This is a genomic window from Nocardia pseudobrasiliensis NBRC 108224 (assembly GCF_001613105.1).
Lineage (GTDB): Bacteria > Actinomycetota > Actinomycetes > Mycobacteriales > Mycobacteriaceae > Nocardia > Nocardia pseudobrasiliensis.
This window is the reverse complement of sequence record NZ_BDBS01000029.1, coordinates 84,126-98,378: the sequence shown is the minus strand read 5'-3', so window position 1 is coordinate 98,378 and position 14,253 is coordinate 84,126. Positions and strand designations below refer to the sequence as shown.

Here is a 14,253-nt window from a genome sequence, read left to right as displayed (position 1 = left end):
ACCGAGGGCGAAAGGAGACCGAAGTCCTCGACGAACCGTCTCGCGATCGAGGGCTGTGTGACCCCTTGGGCAGCCCGCCAGCATCAGTCACGCCAGATGCTCGAGTCGAGGACCATGTCCCATGTCGGGTGCAACGGGCTCGGGTGACGCGAGTGGATGATGTCCGCGGCGAGGGTGCCGGGGGATGCTTTGCGGGGGTTGGCGAGGGCTTGGGTCTCGATGACCTGTGTCATCGCCCGGCTGCCGCCCAGGCGTGGGTACGCGTGGTGGACCAGTGTCGCGTATTCCGGTGACACGCCCCCGTCGGTGAAGCCGACGTCGATGCCGATGCCTGCCACCGCGATCCAGATCTCCGGTGGCCGCCGCCGTCGATACACGGGTGAGCCGATGAATCCGGAGGTGTGTGCGGCGATGGCGTCCCAGACGATATCGACACGCGAGTCGGTGACGCCGTTGTCTTCCAAGAATTGTGCGGCGTGATCGGCGCCGTCGACTTCGAATCGCTGGTCTCCGTTGGCGTTTTCGGAGAGTCCGAGGTCGTGCAGGGCGCAGATCAGATACATGATTTCTTCGTCGTAGTCGATGCCGGGACGGAACCCTTGGTGTGCGGCGGCCGCGCGGCCGAAGAGGAAGCCGCGCACGCTGTGGTTGCGCAGGTGGGGTGTCAGGGTCCGGTCGATGAGATCGCTCGCCTTGTCCGCCAGCGGTGTCGAGGGCAGGGTCAATGAAATCGGTTGTGCCGCTACGGATGTCCGGGCCGGAACAGGTGCGGCGACGCTTTGTCGCGGCGGAGTGTGGGAAAGGCTCACGCCGCCGAAGTGTGGTCATCGAGGTCGGTCGGGGCCAGCGTCATGTCCGTCATCTTGCGCATCGTGTCCCCGCTGATGCCATAGCGGTCCACCAGCGCGCTCCGCAGGGTTTGGGGGGAACCGAATCCGCAGCGCCGTGCGATCGCCGCGAGGGGGAGTTCGGTGGAACGGATCAGCTGCGCGGCGGCCTCCGCACGGGCCGAGCGCACCGCCCGCGCCGGGGTGGTGCTCAGATGGGTGGCGAACAGCCGGGTCAGATGCCGTGCGCTCACCCCCGCCCGGGCCGCGAGGGCAGGCGGGGTCAGGTCCTGGCCGAGGTGGCTGGTGATGTAGCCCAGCAGATCTCGCACCAAACGATCCTCGGGCGGTGGCGCGGCCAGGAACATGCTGATCTGCGCCTGATCGGCGGGGCGGTGCAGATAGGTGACCAGCGCTCCTTGGGCCGAGCACCGACCTTCACCGGCAACGACTACGGTGCAACCGGCCGCATGTCGACCTACGGCAACTCATGTGCGGGCATCGTCGGGCACCGGCAAGGCATCGTCTCTGCCGATGGAACCGCGCTGACACAGGCTGCCGCCGGCGCTATCGGCCATTCAGCCGGGCGCACTGAACCGTGGGCGTGCCTACCTGAAAACCCCTATAAGAAAAGCAGTTCGACGACCTATGGCGGGAAACATGCTGGTCCGCAATCGATTTCGATACGGCCGAAGGACATCTGTGCTTCCATGCTGAACCATGACACATCTGCCGAAATGGACGGCCGGAATCCTGACCTGCGCCGTAATCGCCTTACTGACAACAACATTCGCTGCCACGCCGGCTGTCGCAGAGCCGCCGACCGATGATCAGCCACCGAGTCACTCCGCACCGGGGTCGGGGCGCACGCCGTGGAAGTTCCAGCCCGACGGCACCTCAGCCATCGATCTCGCGATCCCGAACAACAACGAGATCGTCGCAATGCGAACTCATTTCACCGTCCCGCCGCGGCCGCCCAAGCGCGGCACGCTGTTCCTGTGGCCCGGGCTGGAACCCGCTCCCGGCGGCGGCGACTACGACCCGATCGGACTCGGCGTGCTGCAACCCGTACTCACCTGGGGCGACAGCTGCGCACCCACTGCGCAGCCGCGGACCTACTCGACCTGGTGGATCTCCGGCCAATACGTCAATGTCGGCGACGATCCCGATTACCAGGGCTGTCACTCCGGCCGGGCCATGTCGGTGGCGGTGGGTGAGGCCCTCGACATCGACTTCGCTCTGGATCGCTCCAGCGGTGTGTGGACCCAGACCGTCACCGGGCGATCGGGTTCGGTGCGCTACGCGATCAACATGCGCAGCCAGAATCAGAATCGCGCGATTTTCGCCGTCGAGCCTTGGGACAACGCGCAATTCGCGCGGCAGCTGGTCTTCTCCGACACCACGATCACCTTCCGCGACGCGGACGCACGGGCTTGCACCGATCCCGACGTGAGTTACTCCGGGACCGGTGGCGCTATCTCGAAGCCGACGACGACCGACGGTCGGACGTGTCACATCGGCACCGCCACGGTCAACGGCACCGAAGGGCGCAACGCCCCGCAGTGATCGAGCGCAGTGGAATCGGCGCCACGCAACCGCCGTGCCACGACACGCACGAGCTGATCAGCCTGCCGTCACCGTCTCCCGGGTAGTGCTGGCCCCACGCTGGACCGGGCGGTGGCCGCAGTGGCGATCCGCATGCTGACGGGATGGAGCGCGGCGGCGCGGAATCCTACCGTGAGGGTGTTGTAACTGCCCGCCGACCTTCGCCCCCCCGGAACCGGCTGGCGCTACAGCAACACCGGCTACCTACTGGCGGGCATGATCATCGAAAAAGTCACCGGCACACCGTGGTACGAGGAAGTCGACCGCAGGATCCTCACCCCTCTCGGGCTCGTACATACCAGCTACCCTGGCAGCGCGGTCACGATTCCCGCCCCGCACGCCACCGGATATACGCAATGGCCCACAGGCGGACTGGTCGACACCACCGAGAACCGGCTCGGCGTATTCGCCGCCGTCGCGGGCGCGCTGATCACCACCACGGCCGACCTCAACACTTTCCTTCGGGCATTGCTCGGCGGCAAACTCTTGCAGCCCGAACAACTTGCCGAAATGAGGAAGACCGTCGACACCGACGCCGAGGTCGGATCGATCTTCCCCGGCGCCCGCTACGGCCCTGGGCCTTTTCTCGATCGAATTGTCCTGCGGTGGAGGGTATTGGATGCACGGCGGCGACATCCCGGGCTACAAAACCAGAGACGGCGTCACCGACGACGGCACGCGCAGCGTCGTGGTATCCATGTCCACCCTCCTGCAAGACTCCGACGCCCACCGGATCGCCCAGGAGAGAATACCGCCATGACCCTCGTCGGGGCATTCGGATTCGGCTGTTCCGACGTGCCGGAGCACGCCTCACTCACCGGCTGGCCGCAGGGGCCCGGCCTTGCCGCGGGTGCGTGGTCGGCGTGGCGGGCGGGGGCGGGTGTCGGTCGGCGCGGGGTGATGGGCGTGGAGGAGTTCGAGGACCGCCAGGCTGGTGCTGTGGAGGAGCGTGTCGAGTTCGTCGAGCATGTCGGCGGTGGCGGCGCCGGCGGCTTGGAGTTGTTCGCGCGTGGCGTCGTGGCGGTCGAAGACCATGCGGAGCTTGTTCAACCGTAGTCCGGCGTCGAGCATGCACCGGACGAGTTTGTCGGCCGATCCGGTGGCTTCGACGAGCCCCGGTGCGGCCTGCGGTGGGCGTATCGGGTGGATGTGCTTGTCGGGCAGATCGAGTGCATCAGTCATCGACACGACTCCTCGCTGACTGTGTTCCCTCCCGCAGCTTCCGAGGCGGCCCTGCCGGTTCGCGCACGCGTCGATCATCGTCCCGGCAGGGGCCGCGCAGCGAAGACAACGGTGGATCATCGTATTTCGGATTGTCGCGCCCCCTTTCGGTCTGAAGGAACGCAGTACCGTTATAGCACCGGTCCGCCGACCATGAAAAGCGCAAATCCGCGCCGAAATAGTGGCGCGGAAGATGGTGAGCAGCAACGCTATTCACGTTCCGATCCAATGCCTGCGGGAATCGTTCCGGGACCGGCGCGGTGTCGCGGACGCGTGTCACGAAATGTATGCCAAGGCTTCGTCGGGCTCGACACCGGCGCTCCGACTCGCGCTCGCGCGGCGGCCTCCCGACGTGCTCTGCGCATCACCGTCACCGACACGGGCAAATGAAAACGCCCGCGCACAATCCTTATCGCGGCCGAGGCATCGCTCTCATGCGCTCTTTGATGAACGACGTCGAAGCAGTCATAGGCCCAACCGGCACCACCGTCATACTCTGCGCGGCGATCACCAATTCGATGCCCAGTCCGTGAGCGCATGCCGAACTCGGCTCGGGATCCAACGCCCGGCACGAACCCGACGCGGTGGCCCGGCAACTTGCGCGGCAAGGAGTGGTCATCCGTTATCGCGCATGCATCGCGGTGTCGCGCCACGGGGTTAGCAGGGCGGCCTCGGCGATGTGCTCGGGGTCGTAGGTGTTGAGTTCCAGGCTGTCGAAGAGGGCGACGATTCGTTCGCCCTGCTGGTCGGGGGGCATGTCGGTCGAACGGTACAGCGAGCCGGCCGCGCGGGCGCCCGCACGGACGCGGCGGCTGCGGTCGATGCGCAGGGTCTCGTAGCGGCGCAGGCGGGCGGGGACGTCGGCGGGGCGGGCATCGCGCAGGAGTACGGCCAGGGTGATGGCGTCCTCGACCGACTGGTTGGCGCCCTGACCCAGATGCGGGGTCACCGCATGGGCCGCGTCACCCAGCAGAGTGATGCGGTCGGTCGACCAGGTCGGCAGGGGAGCGCGGTCATAGATGCCCCAGCGGAAGGTGTTCTCCATGGTTGCGATGATGTCGCGAACCGGGGTGTCCCAGGTCTCGAAGGCGGTGGCCAGGGCGCTGACCTCGCCGGGAGCGCTCCAGGACTCCTCGATGTCCAGGTTTGTGGGGACGAACGCGACGAGGTTCAGCAGCGCGCCGTCGGAAACCGGATACACCAGGAAACTCTGTTTCGGGCCAACCCACATCGCCATGACATCGAGGTCGGTGATTTCGGCCAGGCGGTCGGCGGGGATGAGGCCGCGATAGGCCATGATTCCCTCGCTGACCGGCGCGGACTTCGGGCCCACCAGCGGCTGGACGGCCGAGTGGATGCCGTCGGCGCCGACCAGCACGTCCGCTCGCGCGGACGAGCCGTCGGCGAAGTCGATCCGCACACCATCGGCGTCCTCGACCGCGCCCACGAACTGGCGTCCCAGGCGCACCGTGCCGGGCGGCAGTGCGGAGAGGAGCAGGTTCTGGAATTCCGCCCGGTGCAGCGGGAAAGTGTGTTCCACCGGATATGGCGGTCGGTAGCCGGGGATCGGCTCGCCGCGCCAGTTCTGCATCGTCACGTTCGAGAGCTTTCCGGCGATCGAGGCCACCGAGTCCAGCAGGCCCAGCCCCGCGTAGACGCGTGCGCCGTTCGCGCCGATGGCCACGCCCGCGCCCAATTCCCGCAGCTCGCTTGCTTTTTCGTAGATCGTCACGTCCACGCCGTGCCGGTGTAGCGCGATACCCGCAGTCAGCCCGCCGATTCCGGCCCCTACGATCGCGACCTTTACCTCACCCATCTGGCACTCCTCCCAATCGCGTACGTGCGCCGCATTTCTGGCGCCGATTCCAGACTCACCCCGCGCCCGGTGCGCTAGCCAGGGTGTATGTCACCCAGGATGCGAGCGGCGCGACCTACCATGGCCAAGTGGCCGCGAACAGGTTGGGAGAGTTCCTCCGCGCTCGTCGTGAAGCGGCTCCTTCGCAGAACGGGTCTGCGCACCAGCGGCGGCGGACGCCGGGGCTGCGCCGGGAGGAAGTGGCCGCGCGGGCGGCCGTCAGCACCGATTACTACACCCGGCTCGAACAGGGGCGGGAACGGCATCCGTCTCCACAGGTGCTCGACGCTCTCGCCGTAGCGCTCGAACTGTCCAGTGCCGAGGCCGGCTATCTGCGCGGTCTGGTCGCCCCGGCGGGGACGCCGCGGACCTTGGCCGACACTGTGCCCAATGAATTCCTGCGGCTGGTCACGCGGTCGTGGGAATTGGGTCCCGCCTACGTGGTCAATCATCGCGGCGACATTCTGGTGAGCAATCGACACGCGCAGCAGATCCTCGAGCACTTCGAGATCTCGGACAATATGCTGCGCATGCTGTTTCTGGACCCGCTGGCGCGGCGGATGTGGGGCGATTGGGAGACATTCGCGCGATTCCTGGTGGGTGGTATTCGCAGGAATCTCGGTCCGGACCTCGACAACTACCCGGATATCGCCGCGATGATCGCGGAGATGTCCGAGCGGAGCCAGGAATTCAGTCGGTTGTGGCACAGCCACGAGATCGATGTGCGCGAACACAAGCAGAAGCTGTTCCGGCACAGCGATTTCGGCGAGATCCGGCTCGACTTCGAGCTGCTGACGGCGATCGACAGTCCGGGGCAGCTGCTCGTCCTGCATCGGACGAATCGTGAAGGGCTGGACGCCGAGGAGATCTGACCGCCGGGATCGGTTCCTACGGCGACTCCATCACGTCGGTCACGCCCACCTTGGTCTCCTTGTCCGCGGCCGAGGTCGGTGCGATGGAGGGTGGCGCGCCGGAGTCGAGGAACGCCGTGGCGACGGCGCAGAGGGCCAACAGGCCGACCGAGAGGTAGAGCGAATCGGACAGTGCCGCGCTGTAGGGCGCCGCGAGGAAGTCGGGGAGATGGTCGCCCGCGGAGGACGAGCCGTTGGGTAGTGCATGTGTCGTCATGCGCGCGGCGAGTAGTGCGCCGATACCTGCGCTGCCGAGCGCCGAACCGAGTTGGCGGTTGGTGTTGTAGACGCCCGAGGCCGTCCCCATCTGTTCGATCGGCAGGGTTCGCATGGTGGCCGCGGGTAGCGGCGCCCAGATGAATGCGTTGCCGACACCGCAGACCGCCCCCACCACGCACATCAGCGGGATGGATCCGTGCGGGGTGACGAGGGTGATGAACCACCACATCCCTGCCGCGAACAGGGTGAAACCGAAGGTCAGCAGATAACGGGGTGAGACCTTGTCCGACAGTTTGCCGACCAGGGGTGACAAACTGCCGGACACGATCGCCATGGGGGCGACGACCAGCGCTGCCCTGGTCGGGGACAGATCGCGTACCGCCTGCAGGTAGAAGTACGACGGTACCGCCTGCGCCGTGGCGGCCGCCGACAGCGCGCTGGTAGCGATATTGCCGAGGGAGAAGTTGCGGTTTCGAAACACACTCAGTGGCATCAGCGGCTCGATGCTGTTGCGGCTCTGGTGGATCAGGAATACCGCGAGGACGGCGAGGCCGCCGAGAATCAGGCCCCACACCCAGCCCGCCCAGTGGTAGCTGTTGCCCTCCTGGATGCCGATCACGAGCGCCGACATCCCGATTGCGACCAGCGCCATGCCCGGGATGTCGATGCGGTGGTCAGTGGTCGGCAGCACCGGAATCGACCGTGCGCCCAACGCGAACGCGATCACCCCGATCGGCAGATTCACAAAGAAGATCCACTGCCAACCGCCGCTGTCGACGAGCACACCACCGAATATCGGGCCGATCAGCGCCCCGACGCCCGCGACACCACCCCACACTCCCATGGCCGCACCGCGCTTGTCCCACGGGAAGATTCGACCGATCACCGCCATCGTCTGGGGTGCGATGAGCGCCGCGCCCAGGCCCTGGACCGCCCGCGCCGCGATCAGCGATTCGATGCTGCCCGCCAGGCCGCACCACAGCGATGCCATCGTGAAGATCGAAACACCGCCAAGGTACAGGTATTTCGGCCCGAACCGATCACCGAGACGGCCCGTGACGAGCAGCGGCACGGCGAAGGTGAGTAGGTAGGCGCTGGTCACCCAGATGACTTTGGGCATATCGGTGTGCAGGCCGATCATGATCGCCGGGTTTGCCACCGCGACGATGGTCATGTCGAGCAGGATCATGAAGTAGCCCACGCACAATGCGCCCAGCGCCGCCCAGGGGTTCATCCCCTTTTCTTTTTGTCGATCCGAATGCATCCGCGACCTTTCCCCGACCGCCCCGATTTGATGGCGCACCCGATGAGTGGGTGATACAGCCAAGCCCCGCAAGCAGTCTCGTCCGGCGGGTGATGTTGGTCAAGCATTTGCTTGGCCAATATTGCTGCCAGAAAAGCCAATTCAAGTTCCCCCCGCGGGTGACCTGTTGCCGCAACTACTTCAGAGCGATGGTCGCGATGCCGCGCAGCGTGACCGTGCCGTCGGCCAGGGTGGCGGCAAGTTCGAGTTCGGCCAGGTCGCCCTCGACAGCGGTCACCGTCGCGGTGCACACGGGTTCGGCGTGGACAGGAGTGATGGCGCTGAAGCGGACGTGCCAGGACCGGATGTATTCCTGGGGAACCCAATCGGTGAGCACGCGGCCCAGGTAGGCCATGGAGAGCATGCCGTGGGCGAAGACGTCGTCGATGCCGACGGCCCGACACGCGTCGATATCGATGTGGATCCGGTTGTGATCTCCGGACGCGCCCGCGTAGAGCGCGAGCGTCGTCCGGCTGATCGGGGGGAGTTTCAGGACACGGGTGTCACCGAGGTTCAGCGGAGCAATGCACATCACGCACCGGCCTTCTCAGCGGCTCGCGCGGGGGTCGCGGACGATGGTGGTCGCGCGCAGGCACGCGATCGGCGCGCCGTCCCGGGTAACCGCGGTCGTGCGGACGACGAATTTCAGTGCGCCGCCCTTCTTTTCGTAGTAGTCGCTGACCGAGCTCGAAAAGGTCAGCGGTTCACCGGCATACGCGAGCCGGTGGAAGAAGAACTGCTGCTCGCCATGCAGGATCGTCAGCGGGTCGATGCCGAGCACCCGCACGACGTTCTGGTCCGGGTCGGGCCGGTCCATTTCCATGCAGAACAGGAATGTCGGGGGAATGGGCAGGTCGGGGTGCCCGGCCGCCCGCGCGGCATCGAGGTCGCGGTACACCGGGTCGTGCTGGCCGGTCGCGTCTGCGAAGAAACGGAGCCGGCCGCGCTCGGCGGCGACGGTGTGTGCGGGGATGGCCGTGCCGATCACACCCGAATCCAATCTGGGCATCCGCCCTCCTTTACTGCTGTGGATCGACTCGGCCCGGGACGTCAGCGCCCGCCGAGGCGTTCGCCGGGCAACCCGCTACCCACCGCACAACGTAGCGTGCGGAACCTCTTGGACGGCAACGGTTATCGTGAGCCTGCGCCGCGATCTCGGCGGAACCGAAATCCGGCGTCGCCGCCGATTCCCGACCCTGCTTCCCCCGTATCGAAAGGCCCACTCGCATGGGAACTTTGACCGACAAGGTCGCCGTCGTCACCGGCTCCGGCCGCGGCATCGGCCGCGAGATCGCGCGCAAACTCGCCGCCGAAGGCGCTCGCGTGGTCGTCAACGACCTCGACGCCGAACCGGCCGCCGACACCGTCGACACCATCGTGGCGGCCGGTGGCCGGGCGGTCGCCTGCTCCGGATCGGTCACCGAATCCGGCTTCGCCGAGCGTGTTACCGGTACCGCGATCGACACCTTCGGTGGTCTGGACATCATCGTCAACAACGCGGGTTACACCTGGGACACCGTCATCCAGAAGATGACCGACGAACAGTGGGACACCATCATCGACCTCCATCTGGGGGCGCCCTTCCGGATCCTGCGGGCCGCGCAGCCCTACTTCAGGGCGAATCCGGTGGACTACCACCGCAAGGTCGTGAACATATCGTCCACCTCGGGCGTCTACGGCAACCTCGGCCAGGTCAACTACGGAGCCGCCAAGGCCGGCGTGATCGGCCTGACCAAGACGCTCGCCAAGGAGTGGGGCCGCTACAGGGTCAATGTGAACGCGGTCGCGTTCGGCTTCATCCTCACCCGCATGACCGAGGCTGTGGCCTCGGACAATTCGACGCTCGAGATCGACGGCCGCCATATCAAGATCGGACTGAATCCGGCGAAGGCGGCATCGGCGGCCTCGATCATTCCGCTCGGCCGCGCCGGCACGCCGGTGGAGGCGGCGGGCGCGGTGTATCTGCTGTGCACCCCGGACGCCGACTACATCAACGGGCAGTGTCTGGTGGTCGACGGCGGCCGAGTCTAGAAACAGCGGTGAGGTACAGCGCAGGGCCGAAAGTGGCAGTGGCACAACGGCGCGGTAGAACAGCATGGAAACATTCGGCTGGAGTGCCCGACGTCCGTTGACCGTGTCGGAGGCCAGGTTCGGAAATTCCGAATCCGGCCCCCGAATCAGTCGGACCTGATGACCTGGGAAACGTGTGTGAGAACTCTGGATGAGCGGCTCGGCTACCTCGTTGTTCGAGCGGGGCTGCGAGTGCGCAAGCGTTACGTTGCTGAGCTTGCCGGGCTGGAAATGCTGCCCCACCACCATGCGATCCTCAGCAGGCTGCGGCAGCACGGGCCGACCTATCAGGCGGAACTGGCAGCTCAGGCGGGCCTGGCGCCGGCCGAAGCAGTGGGCTATTTCGACAGTCTTCGACACGTCGGATACGTCGTGCGGGATCGAGACCCGGTCGACCGACGCAAATGGATCGTCATCCTGACCCAGGCGGGCGCCGACGCGCTCGCCGAGGCGGACCAGGTTCTGGATGCGTTGGAGGCCGGCATCTTCGCCTGCCTCACCGAGGCCGAGAAGGGTGTGTTGGCGACGCTGGTCGTGCGGCTGGCGCAGACGCTACCGGCCTGACGCTCAGCGGGAGGCGCTACGGCACGCCGGGTCCCACCCCGGCCGACAAATCGCCGGCGGGCCAAGCACTTCCGAGAATGGTTGGCGGTGCAAATAAAACACGTTCTAGTTACAGTGGGCGATGGCAGAGGATGTCGGCGATGAGGATCGTCGCCCTACCGCGCACCAGGTCCGGGAGTCTCGGGTGCGTGCCCGCGAGGGGGTCTGCGGTGATCGACAGTTAGTGGAGGGGCCATGGAGTGTGTCGACGAGTCGGAAGAAACAGCGGGTAGATCGCGCTGCCCGGCGGACGATCACCGCAGCGGTGCGATCTTGTCGGTTGTCTCGATCTCCTTGTCCCAGTTACGAATCGGTGATTCACCCCGAGCGTCCGGCGCGGATGAGCGGCATATATCGGCGCTGGTCGAGGCCGGTGACGCGGTGCCGCCCATCCTGGTCCATCGATCGACGATGCAGGTCATCGACGGCGTTCACCGGGTGCGGGCCGCGCAGCTACGTGGCCTGAAAGTCATTCCGGCAGTGCTGTTCGACGGTGACGAGCGCGAGGCATACGTCAAGGCTGTACAGATGAACAGCACGCACGGTCTGCCGTTGTCGCTGTCCGACCGCAAGATCGCGGCCGCGCGCATCCTGACCTACTTTCCGGATTGGTCGAACCGGCGGCTGGGCCTGCTGGTCGGCCTGTCCGACAAGACCGTCGCGTCGATACGGGAGTGTTCGGGTGGCGGCGCGTCGCCGGCGGCCAATCGGCGGGTCGGGCGCCGCCACGCGGAGCAGCTGGTCCGTGCCGATCCCCGGGTGTCGGCCAAGGAACTGGCGCTCGCCGCAGGCATCTCGCTCAGCACCGCCAAGGAGATTCGCCGAGCGGTTCGGCTCGAAGCCGCGTCCGCTACGGACAGTGGAACCGGCGCGCCGGACAAGGCTCCCGAGCAGGATCTCCGGGAGAAGCCACGCGGATATGCCAGTGTTGCGAGGGGGGACGATCTGCGCGACTCGACTCGGCTGATCCGTGGTCTTCGAGCAGATCCTTCGTTGCGGTTCAGTGACCACGGGCGGCGGCTCCTGCGAATTCTCGACCTGCTGCCCCGGGAGGCTCGGGCCTGGACCTCGATGGCGGAGGGGCTCCCGTTGCATTGCGCTCCGCTGATTGCCGGGTTGGCCCGGCAGTACTCGAAAGATCTGGAATACTTTGCGCAGGCGGTCGATAGGAACGTCGAGGCCGCGGAAATGCAGAACATTCGAGTCCCGCGTTCGTCTTGATCGGAGATCGGATGTGGTCGGCGCCGTGCGGTCCGACCACTTCCATATCGGCAGATCGACCGATACGGTCGTGGCCAATGCCTTTGTCATTCAATTGAGTTGCAGCTGAGCGGCCGATCGCTGCTGGCCGATCGCGCCTGATTTCAGCTGTCGTTTCGTATGCGATAAAGCGGGGAGGAAACTTGAGAATCGGCTTCACGGACGGTCAGGAGAAATTGCGTATCGAGCTGCGTCAATACTTTTCGGACTTGATGACCGAAGAACGCAGGACGGCACTCGCAGGGCCTGGCGGTGAATTCGGAGACGGTGTCGCATACAAGGAGATCGCTCGTCGGCTCGGGCGGGACGGATACCTGGCGATGGGCTGGCCGCGCGAATACGGTGGTCAGGGGCGTTCGATGATCGATCAGCTCATATTCACCGAGGAAGCGGCCATCGCGGAGGTGCCGGTTCCCTTCCTCACGGTCAATACCGTCGGGCCCGCGATCATGCGGTACGGCACCGAAGCGCAGAAGAACTACTTTCTGCCGCGGATCGCGCGCGGTGAATTACATTTCGCCATCGGCTATTCGGAGCCGGAGGCCGGCACCGACCTGGCGTCTCTGCGCACCCGTGCCGTACGTGACGGGGACGAGTATGTGATCAACGGCCAGAAGATGTGGACGTCGTTGATCGAATACGCCGATTACATCTGGCTGGCGGCGCGCACCGATCCGGAGGCGAAGCGGCACAAGGGCTTGTCCATCCTCATCGTGCCGACCGAGGCGAACGGATTCTCCTGGACCAAGATTCACACGGTCGCCGGCCTCGGGACGAGTGCCACCTATTACTCCGACGTTCGCGTTCCGGCGGACAATGTGGTCGGCGGCGAAAACGTCGGATGGAACCTGATCACGAACCAACTCAATCACGAGCGGGTGGCACTGTCGGCGGCCGCACCCACGCAGGAGGCGTTGCGCCAGGTCCGGCAATGGGCGCAGACCACGAAGTCGCCCGACGGGTCTCGCGTCGTGGATGCCGAATGGGTCCAGACCCATCTGGCCCGCGTTCATGCCAACGTGGAATATCAGAAGCTGCGCAGCTGGAAGATCGCCTCCGACGCGGATTCCGGCGAGATCACCATGGCCGACGCATCCGCCACCAAGGTCTTCGGGACGGAATTCGCGCTCGAATGCTACCGGCTTCTGATGGAAGTGCTCGGAGCCGGCGCCATCGTCCGCTACGACTCCGTCGGAACGATGCTGCGTGGCCGAATCGAGCGCTACCAGCGCTCCTCGCTGATCCTCACCTTCGGTGGCGGGACGAACGAAGTGCAGCGCGAGATCATCGCGGCCACCCTCGGCCTGCCCGTCACCAGATAGAACGAGGACACAGCAATGGATTTCAGTCTTACCGAAGCACAACAGGACCTCACCGGGATCGCTACGAAGGTGCTCCGGGAGTGGGCCGACAAGAACTCGCGGCGCGACACGACCGGATTCGACGCGCAACTGTGGCGGTCCTTCGTCACCACCGGCCTGCTCGATGCGGCACTTCCGAAGACGGTCGGCGGCAACGGCTTCGGGATTCTCGAGCAGTGCTCGATCCTCACCGAGATCGGTCGATTCACAGCGCCGGTCCCGTATTTGAGCAGCATTCTGGTCGGTGTCGCCGCCATTGCGGAGTTCGGCGACGCCGACCAGATCGAACGGTGGGCGCTGCCGGTCGTGCAGGGCGACCTCGCGATCGGTCTGGCCCTCGGCGCGGGCGTTACGGTGACCGAATCGAGGCTGAGCGGGACGCAAACGGCAGTCACGGCAGGAGCATTCGCCGATGCCTTCCTCGTGGTGGCCGACGGCGGCCTCCATCTCGTCGACCGGCTGCAGTACGGCGTCACAGTCACCCCCCAGCGCCTGCTCGACGCGGACGACGGCGCACTGCTGGAACTGGACAACGTCGAGGCGGTTTTTCTGGGCGGCGCCCACGCTGTCGCGTGGGCGCTGCGGCGGGCCACTCTCGGCTGGTGCGCGTGGCAGCTGGGCGTGCTGGAACAGGCGTTGTCCCTGACCACCGAATATGCCCGGACCCGTAAGCAATTCGGGATCCCGATCGGAGGTTTCCAGGCTGTACGGGCGCGGATCGCCGAGACCTATATCGATGTCGAAGCGGTACGGCTCACCCAGTGGCAGGCCGCCTACCGAGAGGCAGCGGGACTCGCCAGCGAGGCGGAGATCGCCATCGCGAAATTCTGGGCGTCCGAGGCAGGTCACCGGGTCGCACACACCGCCGTCCACATCCACGGCGGCGTCGGAATCGACACCGACGGTCCGGTCCACCGCTATTACGTGGCCGCCAAGCGCGCGGAGTTCTCGCTGGGTGGCGCCACCGCACAGCTACGGGCCCTCGGCGCCCTCCTCGCACACGAGCCGGCGTGAGGGG

The 14,253-nt window shown here is 66.0% G+C and carries 15 protein-coding genes; 9 read left to right on the top strand and 6 right to left on the bottom strand.

Annotation, left to right across the window (positions count from 1 at the left end; all coding sequences use genetic code 11):
* Positions 1-83 precede the first annotated feature (83 nt).
* Together NP4_RS22270 and NP4_RS22265 are read right to left on the bottom strand one after the other, a co-directional pair.
* Positions 84-725 (bottom strand): HD domain-containing protein, encoded by a 642-nt coding sequence (locus NP4_RS22270; RefSeq protein ID WP_245998734.1) that lies wholly within the window; start codon positions 723-725, stop codon positions 84-86.
* A gap of 80 nt (positions 726-805) precedes the next feature.
* Positions 806-1,159, bottom strand: coding sequence for a helix-turn-helix domain-containing protein (locus NP4_RS22265; RefSeq protein ID WP_245998735.1), 354 nt, complete (start codon positions 1,157-1,159; stop codon positions 806-808).
* Here NP4_RS22265 and NP4_RS41085 point away from each other — a divergent pair.
* From NP4_RS41085 to NP4_RS40090, 3 genes are all read left to right on the top strand, one after another.
* Complete coding sequence (locus NP4_RS41085; RefSeq protein WP_169813785.1) at positions 1,127-1,657, top strand: hypothetical protein; 531 nt, start codon at positions 1,127-1,129, stop codon at positions 1,655-1,657. The genes NP4_RS22265 and NP4_RS41085 overlap by 33 nt on opposite strands.
* A 112-nt stretch (positions 1,658-1,769) precedes the next feature.
* Positions 1,770-2,393, top strand: coding sequence for a hypothetical protein (locus tag NP4_RS22260; RefSeq protein WP_147288112.1), 624 nt, complete (start codon positions 1,770-1,772; stop codon positions 2,391-2,393).
* A 186-nt stretch (positions 2,394-2,579) separates the two neighbouring features.
* Positions 2,580-3,488: a serine hydrolase domain-containing protein gene (locus NP4_RS40090; RefSeq protein ID WP_114755929.1), complete on the top strand. Its 909-nt coding sequence runs from the start codon at positions 2,580-2,582 to the stop codon at positions 3,486-3,488.
* 787 nt (positions 3,489-4,275) lie between these two features.
* Here NP4_RS40090 and NP4_RS22250 read toward each other — a convergent pair.
* Positions 4,276-5,469, bottom strand: a complete 1,194-nt coding sequence (locus NP4_RS22250; protein ID WP_068000998.1) for an FAD-dependent monooxygenase — start codon at positions 5,467-5,469, stop codon at positions 4,276-4,278.
* Positions 5,470-5,597: 128 nt separating this feature from the next.
* On the opposite strand from NP4_RS22250, the gene NP4_RS22245 reads away from it, so the two are divergent.
* Positions 5,598-6,380: a helix-turn-helix transcriptional regulator gene (locus NP4_RS22245; protein ID WP_068001270.1), complete on the top strand. Its 783-nt coding sequence runs from the start codon at positions 5,598-5,600 to the stop codon at positions 6,378-6,380.
* Between the two features lie 16 nt (positions 6,381-6,396).
* Here NP4_RS22245 and NP4_RS22240 read toward each other — a convergent pair whose 3' ends face one another.
* The 3 genes from NP4_RS22240 to NP4_RS22230 all read right to left on the bottom strand — a co-directional run bounded on the left by NP4_RS22240 (position 6,397) and on the right by NP4_RS22230 (position 8,950).
* Positions 6,397-7,872: an MFS transporter gene (locus NP4_RS22240; protein WP_114755930.1), complete on the bottom strand. Its 1,476-nt coding sequence runs from the start codon at positions 7,870-7,872 to the stop codon at positions 6,397-6,399.
* Between the two features lie 205 nt (positions 7,873-8,077).
* Positions 8,078-8,473 (bottom strand): MaoC/PaaZ C-terminal domain-containing protein, encoded by a 396-nt coding sequence (locus NP4_RS22235; protein WP_068000992.1) that lies wholly within the window; start codon positions 8,471-8,473, stop codon positions 8,078-8,080.
* 15 nt (positions 8,474-8,488) lie between these two features.
* Positions 8,489-8,950 (bottom strand): MaoC family dehydratase N-terminal domain-containing protein, encoded by a 462-nt coding sequence (locus NP4_RS22230; protein ID WP_068000989.1) that lies wholly within the window; start codon positions 8,948-8,950, stop codon positions 8,489-8,491.
* 218 nt (positions 8,951-9,168) lie between these two features.
* Here NP4_RS22230 and NP4_RS22225 point away from each other — a divergent pair, with 218 nt between their 5' ends.
* From NP4_RS22225 to NP4_RS22205, 5 genes are all read left to right on the top strand, one after another.
* The gene (locus tag NP4_RS22225) at positions 9,169-9,972 is read left to right on the top strand and encodes an SDR family NAD(P)-dependent oxidoreductase (RefSeq protein WP_068000986.1); all 804 of its coding nucleotides are present in this window, start codon (positions 9,169-9,171) and stop codon (positions 9,970-9,972) included.
* Positions 9,973-10,149: 177 nt separating this feature from the next.
* Positions 10,150-10,575 (top strand): MarR family winged helix-turn-helix transcriptional regulator, encoded by a 426-nt coding sequence (locus NP4_RS22220; protein ID WP_169813791.1) that lies wholly within the window; start codon positions 10,150-10,152, stop codon positions 10,573-10,575.
* Between the two features lie 234 nt (positions 10,576-10,809).
* Positions 10,810-11,835 carry a ParB/RepB/Spo0J family partition protein gene (locus NP4_RS22215; protein ID WP_082876111.1) on the top strand — a complete coding sequence of 342 codons (1,026 nt, stop codon included), beginning with the start codon at positions 10,810-10,812 and terminating at the stop codon, positions 11,833-11,835.
* Positions 11,836-12,017: 182 nt separating this feature from the next.
* Complete coding sequence (locus NP4_RS22210; protein WP_068000980.1) at positions 12,018-13,196, top strand: acyl-CoA dehydrogenase family protein; 1,179 nt, start codon at positions 12,018-12,020, stop codon at positions 13,194-13,196.
* Between the two features lie 15 nt (positions 13,197-13,211).
* Positions 13,212-14,249, top strand: coding sequence for an acyl-CoA dehydrogenase family protein (locus NP4_RS22205; RefSeq protein WP_068000977.1), 1,038 nt, complete (start codon positions 13,212-13,214; stop codon positions 14,247-14,249).
* The last annotated feature ends 4 nt before the right edge of the window (positions 14,250-14,253 follow it).

Bases quoted from the DNA above. Each gene is read 5' to 3' on its own strand.
- NP4_RS22235 (WP_068000992.1), bottom strand. From the start codon at position 8,473: ATGTGCATTGCTCCGCTGAACCTCGGTGACACCCGTGTCCTGAAACTC.
- NP4_RS22225 (WP_068000986.1), top strand. From the start codon at position 9,169: ATGGGAACTTTGACCGACAAGGTCGCCGTCGTCACCGGCTCCGGCCGC.
- NP4_RS22260 (WP_147288112.1), top strand. From the start codon at position 1,770: ATGCGAACTCATTTCACCGTCCCGCCGCGGCCGCCCAAGCGCGGCACG.
- NP4_RS22205 (WP_068000977.1), top strand. From the start codon at position 13,212: ATGGATTTCAGTCTTACCGAAGCACAACAGGACCTCACCGGGATCGCT.
- NP4_RS22230 (WP_068000989.1), bottom strand. From the start codon at position 8,950: ATGCCCAGATTGGATTCGGGTGTGATCGGCACGGCCATCCCCGCACAC.
- NP4_RS22250 (WP_068000998.1), bottom strand. From the start codon at position 5,469: ATGGGTGAGGTAAAGGTCGCGATCGTAGGGGCCGGAATCGGCGGGCTG.
- NP4_RS22215 (WP_082876111.1), top strand. From the start codon at position 10,810: ATGGAGTGTGTCGACGAGTCGGAAGAAACAGCGGGTAGATCGCGCTGC.
- NP4_RS22240 (WP_114755930.1), bottom strand. From the start codon at position 7,872: ATGAACCCCTGGGCGGCGCTGGGCGCATTGTGCGTGGGCTACTTCATG.